Genomic DNA, 13,550 nt, shown 5'->3' on the forward strand with positions numbered 1-13,550 from the left:
CTCCCAACGGCTCGCCCTACCTGAGCGTTATGCCGGTTACCTGAAAGTTACATAGGAGAGGACGGCCTGAGGGGCGGTTTCGAGCTCTCGACGGGATCGACGCGATCCCTTGGATCGTTCCAGAGAGTCGTCGTACCGTTCTTCCGTGCGTGCCATCCGACGGTTCACCGTCCGCCCCGTCCTGCCCGAGCCGCTTGCCCCGCTCGGCGAACTCGTCGACAACCTGCGCTGGTCGTGGCACCCCGAGACCCAAGACGTCTTCGCCGCGGTCGACCCCGACCTGTGGGCGGCCACCGGGCACGACCCGGTGCGGTTGCTCGGCGCCGTCAGCCGGGCGCGCCTCGACGAGCTGGCCGGCGACGAGGCGTTCCTGGCCCGGCTCGGCGCCTCGCACGCCGATCTCGCCTCCTACCTCGGAGGTGAGCGCTGGTACCAGCGTGCCGCGGCCACCGGCGCGGCGGCCGGCGAGGCGTGGCCGGCGTCCATCGCCTACTTCTCCCCGGAGTTCGGCATCACCGCGGTGCTGCCGCAGTACTCCGGTGGCCTGGGCATCCTCGCCGGCGACCACCTCAAGGCCGCCAGCGACCTCGGGGCGCCGATCATCGGCGTCGGGCTGCTGTACCGGCACGGCTACTTCAAGCAGTCGCTCTCGCGAGAGGGCTGGCAGCAGGAGACCTACCCGTTGCTCGATCCCGACGAGCTGCCGATCTCGCTGCTGCGCGAGCCCAGCGGCGAGCGTGCCACGATCTCGATCGCGATGCCCGGTGGGCCCGACCTGGTGGCCCGCATCTGGGTCGCGAGCGTGGGCCGGGTGCCGCTGCTCATGCTCGACACCGACGTCGAGGGCAACCCGCAGGCCTACGTCGACGTCACCGACCGACTCTACGGCGGCACCACCGAGCACCGGCTGCGCCAGGAGCTGCTGCTCGGCGTCGGTGGCGTCAAGGCGCTGCGCGTCTACTGCCGTATCACCGGCCACCCCGCGCCCGAGGTGTTCCACACCAACGAGGGTCACGCGGGCTTCCTCGGTCTCGAGCGGGTGCGCGAGCTGACTGCCGACCCGACCGGCCCGGGTCTCGACCTCGACACCGCGCTCGAGGTCGGGCGCGCCTCGACCGTGTTCACCACGCACACCCCGGTGCCCGCCGGCATCGACCGCTTCCCACGCACACTGGTCGAGCAGTACTTCGGCGAGGGCGGCGCCGTGCCCGGCGTCCCGGTCGAGCGGGTACTCGCCCTGGGGGCCGAGGACTACGAGGGCGGCGACCCCGGCGTGTTCAACATGGCGGTCATGGGCTTTCGCCTCGCCCAGCGTGCCAACGGCGTCTCGCTGCTGCACGGCGAGGTCTCGCGCGGCATGTTCAACGGGCTCTGGCCGGCCTTCGACGAGGCCGAGGTGCCGATCACCTCGATCACCAACGGCGTCCACGCACCCACGTGGGTGGCGCGCGACGTCTTCGACCTCGCGGCCGGGCAGGGGGCGGCGAAGGACGGCGACGACGTCGACGCCTTCTGGCAGGCGGTCGACGCGGTGCCGGCGAGCGAGGTGTGGGCGGCCAAGCGGCGCATGCGCGAGGCGCTGGTGCTCGAGGCACGCACGCGGCTGCGCCGCTCCTGGGCCAGGCGTGGCGCCGCCGAGGCCGAGCTCGGCTGGGTCGACGACGCCCTCGACCCCGACGTCTTGACGATCGGCTTCGCGCGTCGGGTGCCGTCCTACAAGCGGCTCACGCTCATGCTGCGTGACCCCGAGCGGCTGCGGGCGCTGCTGCTGCACCCCGACCGCCCGGTGCAGCTGGTCATTGCCGGCAAGAGCCACCCGGCTGACGACGGCGGCAAGCGGCTGATCCAGGAGCTGGTGCGCTTCGCCGACGCTGCCGACGTCCGGCACCGCATCGTGTTCCTGCCCAACTACGACATCGCGATGGCCCAGCCGCTCTACCCCGGCTGCGACGTGTGGCTCAACAACCCGCTGCGGCCCTACGAGGCGTGCGGCACCTCCGGCATGAAGGCGGCCCTCAACGGCGGACTCAACCTCTCCATCCTCGACGGTTGGTGGGACGAGTGGTTCGACGGCGAGAACGGCTGGGCGATCCCGTCGGCCGACGGCGTCGAGGATCCCGATCGCCGCGACGACCTCGAGGCCACCGCGCTCTACGACCTGATCGAGACCCAGGTCGCCCCCCGCTTCTACGACGTCGACGCCGACGGTGTGCCCACGAGGTGGGTCGAGATGCTGCGGCACACGCTGAAGTCGCTCGGCCCGAAGGTGCTCGCGACGCGCATGGTGCGCGACTACGTGCGCCGCCTCTACATGCCCGCCACCGAGGTGGCCCGGGCGCTCAACGCCGACTACGCGGGCGCGGTGTCGCTGGCGCAGTGGAAGGGCCGCGTGCGCACGGGATGGGGCGGGGTGCGCGTCGAGCACGTGGAGTCCAGCGGCGTGGGGGATGCCCCCGAGGTCGGGGCGGTGCTCTCGGTGCGCGCCTTCGTGGCGCTCGGCTCGCTCGCGCCCGACGACGTCTCGGTGCAGCTGGTGCACGGCCGTGCCGGCGCCGACGACTCGCTGCGGCAACCCGTGGTCACCACGCTGTCGGTGAGCGAGACCTACGAGGGCGGGCGCTTCTGCTTCGCCGGCTCCGTCACCCTCGACGCTGCCGGACCCTTCGGCTACACCGTGCGCGTCGTCCCCCACCACGACCTGCTGGCCTCGGACGCCGAGCTCGGCGTGGTCGCGTACCCGGCGTAATCACCCGCGAGGGGCCGCAAATTGTCCCGCGAGGGGTCGCAAATCGTCCCGCGAGGGGTCACGCCACCAGCGATTTGCGACCCCTCGGCCAACGATTTGCGACCCCTCGCGGTTAACGGGCCTCGCGCAGGACGACGACGGTGCGGCGTCCGAGGCTCATCCGGTCGCCCGCCTCCACCCGCGCACCGACCGAGAGGCGGGGGTCGGTGGAGAGCACGACCTCACCGGCCTGCACCCAGTCGTTCTCGGGCAGGTGGATGCGCTGGGGCTCCCAGCTGGCGTTGAACCACAGCATGAACGAGGAGTCGAGCTGCTGCTCGCCGCGCGGGCCGGGGGAGCGCAGGGGGCCGCCGGAGACGAACATGCCGAGGGTGCGCAGCTCGGGGTTCCACCAGTCGGCGTCGGTCATCTCGCGACCGGACGGGTGCAGCCAGGCGAGATCCTTCGCGCCCCCGACCATGGTGGGGCTGCCCTCGAACCAGTGCCGCTGCCGCAGCGCAGGGTGATCGCGTCGCAGCCGCAGCGCCGTCTTGGTGGTCTCGTAGACGTCGAGCCAGGCGTCGTCGGCGCTCCAGTCGATCCACGAGGTCGGGTTGTCCTGGCAGTAGGCGTTGTTGTTGCCGCCCTGGGTGCGGCCGCGCTCGTCGCCCGCGGTGATCATCGGCACGCCGTTGGAGAGGCACAGCGTGACCATCAGGTTGGCCGCCTGGCGACGCCGTAGCGCGCGGATCTCGGGGTCGTCGGTCTCGCCCTCGACCCCGTGGTTCCATGACCGGTTGTTGTCGGTGCCGTCGCGGTTGTCCTCGCCGTTGGCCTCGTTGTGCTTGTGGTCGTAGCTGACCAGGTCTCGCACGGTGAAGCCGTCGTGGGCGGTGACGAAGTTGATCGAGTTGTACGCCGACCGCCCGTCGTCGGCGTAGAGGTCGCTGGAGCCGGCGAGCCGGGTGGCGGCCGCGTGCGGACCGCTCACGTGGTTGCGCCAGAAGTCGCGCACCGTGTCGCGGAACTGATCGTTCCACTCCACCCACGGCGGCGGCATGCCGCCCACGAGGTAGCCGTCCATCGAGGCGTCCCACGGCTCGGCGATGAGCTTCACGTGCCGCAACACCGGATCCTGGCCGATCGCCACCAACAGGTCCGAGCCCATGTCGATGTCGTAGCCGGTGCGCGTGAGCGCCGACATCAGGTCGAACCGGAACCCGTCGACGTGCATCTCGGTCACCCAGTACCGCAGCGAGTCGAGGATCAGTCGCAGCGCGGCCGGCTGGCCCGAGTCGACCGTATTGCCGCAGCCCGTGACGTCCCAGTACGTGTCACGCCACGGCTCGTGGACGCCGCCCTCGTCGCCGGCGCCCGGCTCGCCGTCCGGTTCGACGTCGACGGGCGGGGTGACCCGCTTGTAGTAGCCGAGGTCGTCGAAGCCGCGGAAGCTGAGGGTGGGGCCGAGCGGTCCGGCCTCGGCGGTGTGGTTGTAGACGACGTCGAGGATCACCTCGAGGCCGGCGCGGTGCAGCGCCTTGACCATCTCCTTGAACTCGCGCACCTGCTCGCCTCGGTCTCCGGCGGAGGAGTAGGCGTTGTGCGGCGCGAAGTAGCCGAGGCTGTTGTAGCCCCAGTAGTTGGAGGAGTCGCGTTCGGTGAGCCCCGGCTCGGAGACGAACTGATGCACCGGCAGCAGTTCGACGGCCGTGACTCCGAGGTCGGTGAGGTACTGCGTCACGGCGGGGTCGGCCAGGCCCGCGTACGTGCCGCGCAGGTGCTCGGGCACCCGGTCGTGCAGCGCCGTCATGCCCTTGACGTGGCACTCGTAGATCACGGTGTCGCGCCAGCGCCGCTGCATGGGGCGCTCGCCCTCCCAGTCGAAGCCGTCGTCGGCGCCCTGGCCGTCGGCCACCACGACCGAGCGGGGTACGAACGGCGCGGAGTCGAGGTCGGAGCGCTTCTCCGGCTCGCCGATCACGTAACCGAAGGTGGCGGGGTCGGGAGTGAACGACCCCGACACGGCGCGGGCGTAGGGGTCGAGCAGCAGCTTGTCGGGGTTGAACCGCAGTCCCGCGTCGGGATCCCACGTGCCCTCCACCCGGTACCCGTAGCGGGTGCCGGGCGCGATGTCGGGCAGCGCGCCGTGCCAGATACCGAGCGAGACCTCGGTCAGCTCGTGGCGCCGCTCCTCCTCGCCGCCGTCGGGGGCGTCGGTGAACACGCACAGCCAGACAGCGCTCGCGGCCGGCGCGTGCACGGCGAAGTTGGTGGACTCCGGAGTCCAGGTGGCCCCGAGCGGCCAGTTCCGTCCGGGCCACACGGCGGAGGTCTGCCCGAGGTGCTTCCAGGTGGCCGGCATGCGCCGCATTCTCCCAGCAGTGGCAGCATGCCGCAGGACAAGCAGGTGGAGTCGGACACGAGGAGTGAGAACGGTCATGGGTGAGTTCGTGAATCTCGAGGTGACGGACGGCGTCGGCACGATCCGGCTCGACCGGCCGAAGATGAACGCGATCAGCCTGGCGGTGCAGGCCGAGCTGCGCGCCGCCGCCGCCGAGGCGACCGAGCGCGACGATGTGCGTGCCGTCGTCGTCTGGGGTGGCGGATCAGTGTTCGCGGCGGGCAACGACGTCAAGGAGATGGCCGGCATGTCGTACGCCGACATGGTCGCCGCGTCCGGTCCGCTCCAGGGCGCGGTGACCGCGATCGCGCAGATCCCCAAGCCGGTCGTCGCCGCCGTCAACGGCTATGCGCTCGGTGGTGGTTGCGAGCTCGCGCTGGCCGCCGACATCCGCGTCGCGGGCGAGAAGGCGGTGTTCGGCCAGCCCGAGGTGCTGCTCGGCATCATCCCCGGCGCCGGAGGCACCCAGCGTCTCGCGCGGCTCGTGGGCCCGGCCAAGGCCAAGGACATCATCTTCTCTGGTCGCTTCGTGAAGGCCGACGAGGCGCTGGCGATCGGCCTGGCTGACCAGGTCGTGCCGGACGCCGAGGTCTACGAGACGGCGCACGCCTGGGCGGCGCAGTTCTCGAGCGCCGCAGCGCTCGCCCTGCGGGCGGCCAAGGAGAGCATCGACCGCGGCCTCGAGGTCGACCTCGGCACGGGTCTGGAGATCGAGCGGCAGCAGTTCGCCGCCCTCTTCGCCACCGACGACCGCACCGCGGGCATGACCTCCTTCGTCGAGAACGGCCCCGGCAAGGCGACCTTCTCGGGTCGCTGACCCTGCCGGGGCCGTCGGGCGCGTTCGGGGGCGTGCGCCCACCTCGGGGAGTCGGAACGATGGTCGGTCCACCACCCGATGTCCCTCACCGAGGGCCGCTTCATCTGCTCCGTCACCGGGGTGCTGTCGTGGCCGATGCCGCCGTGCTTCGCGTATTCGCACCCGTCCGACGATCTCGGTGACGACGTAGGCGACCGGCTCCCTGCCGTCGTCGGTCTGGGTGGCGACCTTCAACGTGACCTTGTCGCGTAGGCCCGGGTTCGGGGAGAGGGTGCGGGTCGAGACCATCGGCCGGTCACGTCGAGCGTCACGATTGCGGTGAGCACCTGGCGCCCACTGCGCAGGCTGATCAGCGCAGGGTGATCACCGCAGGAAGATCACCGCAGGAAGATCAGCGCAGGTTCAGCCAGCCCTCGGCGCGGGCAACCCGTTCGGCCGTGCCGAGCACGAGGCGCAGCAGTTCGCCGTCGTCGTGCCGCCGCCACACCAGCGAGGTGGGTATCGCCGCCGACCAGTCCAGGGGCCGCCACACCGTCTCCGGCCCCAGCACCGGGAGCTCGGGCACGAAGAGGATCCCCTGCCCGGCCGCGACGGCGGCCACGGCCTGCTCGACGGTCTGCGTCTCCAGCGTGGACGGCGTGAGTCCGCGCTCGGCGAGCATGCCGAGCACGAACTCGTTGTACTCGGGGAAGCCGTCGCTCGGTCCGAGCACCACCGTCTCGTCGCAGAGTGCGGACGGCTCGACCGTGCCGGGAGAGGCCAGCCGGTGATCGGCGAGCACGACCAGGCCCACGGGCTCGCGGCGCACCAGCCGCGCGGCGAGACCCGGCCCAGGTGGGCCGTCGAGCATGGCCTGGGCGACGTCGACCTCGCCGGTGAGGAGCAGTTCTCGCATGGTGCCGAGACCGCCGAGCACGCTGCTCCAGGTCAGGGTCGGTCGCGTCGCCAGCACGGCCTGCATCACGGTGGGTAGCGCATCGACGGTGGGGTCTCCGATGCCGACGCGCAGGTGATCGCTGGGCACCAGGGCCGAGCGGGCCGCCGTCCGAGCCCGAGTCACGGCGTCCAGTGCGGCCCGGGCCTCGACCAAGAAGAGCTCACCGGCGGGCGTGAGGGCCACGTGGTGCGTGGAGCGGGAGAAGAGGGGGACGCCCAGCTCGCGCTCGAGTCGGCGCAACTGCTGGGAGAGGCCCGACTGGGCGATGTGCAGACGCTCGGCGGCCCGGCGGAAGCTCAGCTCCTCCGCGAGCGCCACGACCTGCTCCAGCTGGCGAAGCTCCACGGCGGCATCGTGCCCGGCGGCGCCGCTCGTCGTCCATGGTCAATTCGCGACGGTGCCTCCCAGCGGCCGGCGGGGTGGGCGTGTCGGCGGCCCGCGGCCGGTAGGTTGTGCTCGCGGCGGCGCTCGCGAGGGCGCATCCAGCAGCGACGAGCGACCCAGAGGGAGAGTGTCGTGGCCGACGAGAAGACCACCCCGAGCAAGAAGAGCGCGGCTGACGAGCCGGCTGCTGCGGGGGCCGATGGGCCGAGCAGGGCCGAACGCACCGCGGCCGTCACCACGATGGCGCGCACGCGCGCGGCCCAGGTCGTGTGGATCGTGTGCGTCGTCTGCGCGCTCGTACTGGCGCTCGGGGCGCTCCTCATCGCGATCGACGCCAACCGTGACAACGGCCTGGTGTCCTTCGTGCTCAGCACCGCCGACAAGGTCGACCTCGGAGTGTTCTCCCGCAAGGAGGGCATCCGACAGTTCGACGGCTCGAACGCCGACCTCAAGAACGCCCTGTTCAACTGGGGCCTCGGCGCGATCGTGTACCTCGTCGCCGGCCGGATCCTCGACCGCCTCATCCGACCCTGACCCAGGGTGTGAGCAAGACCATGTAACTCGTGGGTAACTCAGAGTTACACCGCCGTCGGGGCACGGGTAGCCTCACAGGCGATCCGCACCACGAAGACCCGCAAGGATCATCCCGAATCATCGAGGAGGGGCCCGTCAAGGGCTGAGCCATGAACATCGTTGTTTGCGTGAAGTACGTGCCCGACGCCACCGCCGACCGGCAGTTCGAGGACGACAACACCGTCGACCGCGTCGGCGTCGACGGTCTGCTCTCCGAGCTCGACGAGTACGCCGTGGAGCAGGCGCTCCAGCTCAAGGAGAAGGCGGGCGACGACACCGAGGTCACCGCGCTGTGCATCGGCCCGGAGAAGGCCACGGACGCGGTGCGCAAGGCGCTGCAGATGGGCGCCGACAAGGGCGTCTTGGTGACCGATGACGCGATCGCCGGCTCCGACTACGCCGCCACCTCGCTCGTGCTGGCGGAGGCCGTCAAGAAGATCGGCACCCCCGACATCGTCATGTGCGGCATGGCCTCGACCGACGCCTCGGGCTCCGTGGTTCCGGCGATGCTCGCTGAGCGCCTCGGCCTGCCGCAGGTCACCTTCGCCTCCGTCATCGAGACCCAGGGCGACCAGGTGCGCATCAAGCGTGACGACGACACCGCCACGGTCGTGGTCGGCGCCACCATGCCGCTGGTCATGTCGGTGACCGACCAGACCGGTGAGGCCCGCTACCCGAGCTTCAAGGGCATCATGGCCGCGAAGAAGAAGCCGATGGAGAACTGGACGCTCGCCGACCTCGGTGTCGACGCCGAGCTGGTCGGCCTCACCGCGGCCTGGACCGAGGTCGACGAGACCTCTGCGCGTCCGCCGCGCACTGCCGGCGAGATCGTCACCGACGAGGAGGGCTCCGGCGCCACCGCGCTGGCCGAGTTCCTCGCCTCGAAGAAGTTCATCTGATCGCGGGCTGGCACCCGCCACATCGTCAGTTCGTGAAGGAAGAGAGCACACATGTCTGAGGTTCTGGTCGTCGTCGACGCGGTCGACGGCGCGATCCGCAAGCCCACCCTCGAGCTGCTGGCACTCGCCAAGAAGCTCGGCGATCCGTCCGCGGTGTACTTCGGTGCCAACGACTCGGCCGTCACCGACAAGCTCAAGGCCTACGGTGCCGAAAAGATCTACGTCGTCGACGACGCCGAGATCAAGGGCTACCTCGTGGCTCCGAAGGCCGAGGCGCTCCAGCAGTTGGTCGAGCAGGCCTCGCCCACCGCCGTCTTGGTGGTGTCGAGCTACGAGGGCAAGGAGATCGCCGGTCGTCTGGCGATCAAGATCGACTCCGGCGTCATCACCGACGCGGTCGACATCGAGGACGGCGGCGTGGCCACGCAGTCGGTCTTCGCCGGCAACTTCACGGTCAAGGGCAAGGTCACGAAGGGCACCCCGATCATCACGGTCAAGCCCAACTCGGCCAGCCCCGAGGAGACCGCCGGCGCCGGCACGGTCGAGGAGTTCGCGGCAACCATCTCCGACGCCGCCAAGACCGCCAAGATCGTGGCCAGCCAGCCCCGCAAGGCGACCGGTCGCCCGGAGCTCACCGAGGCCGCCATCGTGGTCTCCGGTGGTCGTGGCACGGGCGGCGACTTCGACGCCGTCGAGGGTCTCGCCGACGCGCTCGGTGCCGCGGTCGGCGCCTCGCGTGCCGCCGTCGACTCCGGCTGGAAGCCGCACTCCTTCCAGGTCGGCCAGACCGGAAAAACGGTCTCGCCGCAGCTGTACGTGGCCAACGGCATCTCCGGCGCGATCCAGCACCGCGCCGGCATGCAGACCTCCAAGACCATCGTCGCCGTCAACAAGGACGAAGAGGCCCCGATCTTCGAGCTGGTCGACTTCGGCGTGGTCGGTGACCTGCACAAGGTGCTGCCCGCCGTGACCGACGAGGTCACCAAGCGCAAGGGCTGATTCAACGCCCATCGGGGGAGATTCTCACGCAGCTGATGCGTGGCAATCTCCCCTGTTGCTTCTCGCACACGTTCGCAGCGAGCCCGACCAGCCTCGCGCCGACAGCACAGCGGCGGCCCGGCGCGCCGTGCGGCACGGGTCGAGCACCTGCCCCCACCCGACGCGCAGCGTGATCGACCCCGACACGGCGCTGCGAAGGTCGCCGTCGAGGTCGTCCCACCGGTCGCGGGAGTCGGTGTGCCGCAGCGACCCGTCGAGCTCGTTCACCGCGCCGAACGCCGGGTGGTCGACGTCGCGGTAGGGCCACGCCGTCCGCGTCGGCGGCGTGGGGCGGGGTGAGGTCGAGGCGGCACCGGTACTCGAAGCGCACCATGGCGCGGGTGTGGACGCCGGGCGCATCGCGCACCCGTCGTCCGCGCTCGACCACGAGCTGCACCTCCTCGGTGGGTCGGTCGTGCGGAGCCCCCACGCGCGCATCGCCCTGTCGGCGTCCAGTGCGGCGGGCCGGTGCGTGCGCAGCTCCCCACGTCACTACCCTGACGCCATGACTTCGAGCGCGGACGTCGTACGCCTGGCCGAGCGGGCGCGCGCGGCGTCATGGGGGCTCGGCCAGGCGACCCGGGCCACCAAGGACGCCGCCCTGCACGCCATGGCCGACGCCCTCGTCGAACGCGGCGCGGAGATCCTGGCCGCCAACGCCGAGGACGTGCAGCGGGCCGAGGCGGGTGGCACGCCGGCCGGCATCGTCGACCGGCTGCGGCTCACCACCGACCGGGTCGAGGCCATGGCGCAGGGGCTGCGCGACGTCGCCGGGCTGGCCGATCCGGTGGGCGAGGTGGTGCGCGGCTCGACCCTGGCAGGCGGGCTCGAGCTGCGCCAGGTGCGGGTGCCGTTCGGAGTCGTCGGCATGATCTACGAGGCCCGGCCCAATGTGACGGCCGACGCCGCCGGCATCTGCTTGAAGTCGGGCAACGCGGTGCTGCTGCGCGGCTCGTCGTCGGCGTCCGCGAGCAACGAGGCGATCGTGGCGGTGCTGCGCGACGCGGTGGCCACGGCGGGCCTCGAGCCCGACGTCGTGCAACTGGTGCCGGCCGGGCGCCACGACACGGTCAAGGCGCTCATGCGAGCTCGCGGGTTGGTCGACGTGCTGATCCCGCGCGGAGGAGCGGGCCTGATCCGCAGCGTGGTCGAGGAGTCGATCGTGCCGGTGATCGAGACCGGTGTCGGCAACTGTCACGTCTATGTCGACGCCGCCGCCGACCTCGACACCGCCCTGGCCATCGTGCTCAACGCCAAGACCCACCGCCCGAGCGTGTGCAACGCCGCCGAGGGCCTCCTCGTGCACCGGGCCGTGGCGGAGGTGTTCGTGCCGCGGGTGACGGCCGCGCTGAGCGACGCCGGAGTCACCGTGCACGGCGACGCGACCTTCGCCCAGCAGGCGGGCGTCGTCCCGGCCACCGAGGAGGACTGGGACACCGAGTACCTCTCGCTCGACATCGCGGCCGCCGTGGTGCCCGACCTCGACGCGGCGCTCGCGCACATCCGCCGTCACGGCAGTGGGCACAGCGAGGCGATCGTGACCTCCGACCAGGGTGCGGCGCGGCGGTTCGTGGCCGGCGTCGACGCCGCGGCCGTGCTGGTGAACGCGAGCACGCGCTTCACCGACGGGGGTGAGTTCGGGTTCGGTGCCGAGATCGGCATCAGTACCCAGAAACTGCACGCGCGCGGCCCGATGGGCCTGCCCGAGATGACCTCGACCAAGTACGTGGTGACCGGCGAGGGTCACGTGCGCTGAGGCCGTGCTCGACCTGGGGTGGCGTGCCGATACGATGCGCGCATGTCGACGCAGCTGATCGCCACCGCCGTCAAGATCGCGGAGTCCGAGGAGGGTCACATCAACCACGCCCTCGCCTTCGGCATCGGCGGCGGCATCCTGGCCTTCCTCATCGTGCTGTTGCTCGGGCTGGTCGCCTTCGGCGGCGGCCGAGACCACAGCTGAGCCCTACCACCCGCCCGTGAGCACGTCGTCTGAGCGACGCCGAGTCGGGGTGATGGGCGGCACCTTCGACCCGATCCACCACGGGCACCTCGTGGCGGCCTCCGAGGTGCAGGCGTGGTTCGACCTCGACGAGGTGCTGTTCGTGCCCACGGGCGATCCGTGGCAGAAGGCCGACCGTGAGGTCACCACCGCCGAGCACCGCTACCTGATGACCGTCATCGCGACGGCCGCGAATCCACGCTTCAACGTCAGCCGCGTCGACATCGACCGCCAGGGTCGCACCTACACGATCGACACGTTGCGCGACCTGCGCCACGAGATGCCCGACGCCGACCTCTACTTCATCACCGGCGCCGACGCCCTGGCCGAGATCTTCACCTGGCGCGATGCCGACGACCTCTTCGAGCTCGCGCAGTTCGTCGGGTGCACGCGTCCGGGCTACACGATGGACGACGCCACGCTCGCCTCGATCCCGTCGGACCGCGTGACCATCGTGGAGATCCCGGCGCTGGCGATCAGCTCCACCGACTGCCGCCGCCGCAAGGAGCGCGGCGAGCCGGTCTGGTACCTGGTGCCCGACGGAGTGGTGCAGTACATCGCGAAGCACGATCTGTACCCCGGACCGCATACTGTGGCCGAGCCCCCACTCATCGCACAGGACGAGACGTAGACGTATGACCGCCACCGACCACGCAGTCGAGCTCGTGCACGTCGCCGCCCTCGCGGCCGGCGACAAGCTGGGCAAGGAGCTGCTCGCCTTCGACGTCAGCGACCAGCTCGCCATCACCGATGCCTTCTTGCTCGTCTCGGCCGGCAACGACCGCCAGGTCAAGGCCATCGTCGACGAGGTCGAGGACAAGCTGCGTGACGTCGGCGCCAAGCCGATCCGTCGCGAGGGGCAACGCGAGGGCCGCTGGGTGCTGCTCGACTACGGCGAGATCGTGGTGCACGTGCAGCACGAGGAGGAGCGCCGCTTCTACGCCCTCGAGCGGCTGTGGCGCGACTGCCCGATCATCGAGCTGCCGCCCGAGGCAACGGGTCCGGCCTGACCTGGGTCTCGGCGCCCGGACGCCGCCACGTAGCGTGACCGCGTGACAGCGCAGACGTCGAACCTCGCCGCTCCCGTTCTTGCTGGTCGTGCCGGTGGTTGGGCCACCAGGCGGCGATTGGTGCTGCTGCGCCACGGGCGCACCACCTACAACGCCGAGAAGCGCATCCAGGGTCAGGTCGACTCCTCCCTGGACGATGTGGGCCTGGCGCAGGCGGCGGCCGTCGCGCCGGTCATCGCCTCGCTCGGGCCGGTTCTCCTGTGGTCGAGCGACCTCGGGCGTGCCGCCGCGACCGCCGCTCACGTCTCCACTGCCACCGGGTTGGAGGTGCGCACCGACGAGCGGTTGCGCGAGTTCTCCCTCGGGCGCTACGAGGGCCACACCCACGACGACCTCGCTCGTGTCGCACCCGACCAGCTCGAGCACCTGCGCCGCGGCGACTTCCACCTGCTCACCGAGGCCGAGCCGGTCGATGCCGTGCGTGCGCGTTTCAACGCGGCGCTGGGTGAGTTGTGGGCCGCCCTCGAGCCGGGGCAGCTCGGCATCGCCGTCTCCCACGGCGCGGCCATCCGCACGGCCCTGGCCGAGCAGCTGCGCTGGCCCCACGAGGTCGCGCGTCAGCTGAATCCCTTGGAGAACTGCGGCTGGGTCGAGCTCGTCGAGGGCCCGCAGGAGGAGCCTCCCCGCCTCATCGCCTACAACCGCACCGCGCCGGCCGGTGGATGAGACGACCCCTTCCACCCCGGATTTCGCTTCGGTGAACGGGT

Annotated in this window: 12 protein-coding genes; 10 read left to right on the plus strand and 2 right to left on the minus strand. The window is 71.0% G+C overall.

Annotation, left to right across the window (positions count from 1 at the left end; genetic code table 11):
* Nucleotides 1-145: 145 nt before the first annotated feature.
* Nucleotides 146-2,746 (plus strand): alpha-glucan family phosphorylase, encoded by a 2,601-nt coding sequence (glgP, locus tag ISG29_RS09655; RefSeq protein ID WP_194503199.1) that lies wholly within the window; start codon nt 146-148, stop codon nt 2,744-2,746.
* Between the two features lie 112 nt (nt 2,747-2,858).
* Here the strand turns inward: glgP and glgX are convergent, their stop codons facing one another.
* Nucleotides 2,859-5,087 (minus strand): glycogen debranching protein GlgX, encoded by a 2,229-nt coding sequence (gene glgX / locus ISG29_RS09660; RefSeq protein ID WP_194503200.1) that lies wholly within the window; start codon nt 5,085-5,087, stop codon nt 2,859-2,861.
* Nucleotides 5,088-5,163: 76 nt separating this feature from the next.
* Between glgX and ISG29_RS09665 the strand changes: the two genes are divergently transcribed.
* Nucleotides 5,164-5,943 carry an enoyl-CoA hydratase/isomerase family protein gene (locus ISG29_RS09665; protein ID WP_194503201.1) on the plus strand — a complete coding sequence of 260 codons (780 nt, stop codon included), beginning with the start codon at nt 5,164-5,166 and terminating at the stop codon, nt 5,941-5,943.
* Nucleotides 5,944-6,334: 391 nt separating this feature from the next.
* Here the strand turns inward: ISG29_RS09665 and ISG29_RS09670 are convergent, their stop codons facing one another.
* Complete coding sequence (locus ISG29_RS09670; protein WP_194503202.1) at nt 6,335-7,225, minus strand: LysR family transcriptional regulator; 891 nt, start codon at nt 7,223-7,225, stop codon at nt 6,335-6,337.
* Nucleotides 7,226-7,396: 171 nt separating this feature from the next.
* Here ISG29_RS09670 and ISG29_RS09675 point away from each other — a divergent pair, with 171 nt between their 5' ends.
* The 8 genes from ISG29_RS09675 (at nt 7,397) to ISG29_RS09710 (ending at nt 13,509) form a co-directional block, all read left to right on the plus strand.
* Nucleotides 7,397-7,798, plus strand: a complete 402-nt coding sequence (locus tag ISG29_RS09675; RefSeq protein ID WP_328828622.1) for a hypothetical protein — start codon at nt 7,397-7,399, stop codon at nt 7,796-7,798.
* 149 nt (nt 7,799-7,947) lie between these two features.
* A complete protein-coding gene (locus ISG29_RS09680) occupies nt 7,948-8,736 on the plus strand; it encodes an electron transfer flavoprotein subunit beta/FixA family protein (RefSeq protein ID WP_194503203.1) in 789 nt (262 codons plus the stop codon).
* 51 nt (nt 8,737-8,787) lie between these two features.
* A complete protein-coding gene (locus ISG29_RS09685; protein ID WP_194503204.1) occupies nt 8,788-9,735 on the plus strand; it encodes an electron transfer flavoprotein subunit alpha/FixB family protein in 948 nt (315 codons plus the stop codon).
* Nucleotides 9,736-10,279: 544 nt separating this feature from the next.
* Nucleotides 10,280-11,530: a glutamate-5-semialdehyde dehydrogenase gene (locus tag ISG29_RS09690; RefSeq protein ID WP_194503205.1), complete on the plus strand. Its 1,251-nt coding sequence runs from the start codon at nt 10,280-10,282 to the stop codon at nt 11,528-11,530.
* A 42-nt stretch (nt 11,531-11,572) separates the two neighbouring features.
* On the plus strand, nt 11,573-11,734 hold the full coding sequence (locus ISG29_RS09695; protein ID WP_194503206.1) for a hypothetical protein: 162 nt from the start codon (nt 11,573-11,575) through the stop codon (nt 11,732-11,734).
* Between the two features lie 16 nt (nt 11,735-11,750).
* Nucleotides 11,751-12,404 (plus strand): nicotinate-nucleotide adenylyltransferase, encoded by a 654-nt coding sequence (gene nadD, locus ISG29_RS09700; protein WP_328828627.1) that lies wholly within the window; start codon nt 11,751-11,753, stop codon nt 12,402-12,404.
* Nucleotides 12,405-12,408: 4 nt separating this feature from the next.
* Nucleotides 12,409-12,783 (plus strand): ribosome silencing factor, encoded by a 375-nt coding sequence (gene rsfS, locus ISG29_RS09705; protein WP_194503207.1) that lies wholly within the window; start codon nt 12,409-12,411, stop codon nt 12,781-12,783.
* A 42-nt stretch (nt 12,784-12,825) separates the two neighbouring features.
* The gene (locus tag ISG29_RS09710) at nt 12,826-13,509 is read left to right on the plus strand and encodes a histidine phosphatase family protein (protein WP_194503208.1); all 684 of its coding nucleotides are present in this window, start codon (nt 12,826-12,828) and stop codon (nt 13,507-13,509) included.
* Nucleotides 13,510-13,550: the final 41 nt, after the last annotated feature.

The organism is Nocardioides acrostichi, assembly GCF_015319165.1.
GTDB lineage: Bacteria > Actinomycetota > Actinomycetes > Propionibacteriales > Nocardioidaceae > Nocardioides > Nocardioides acrostichi.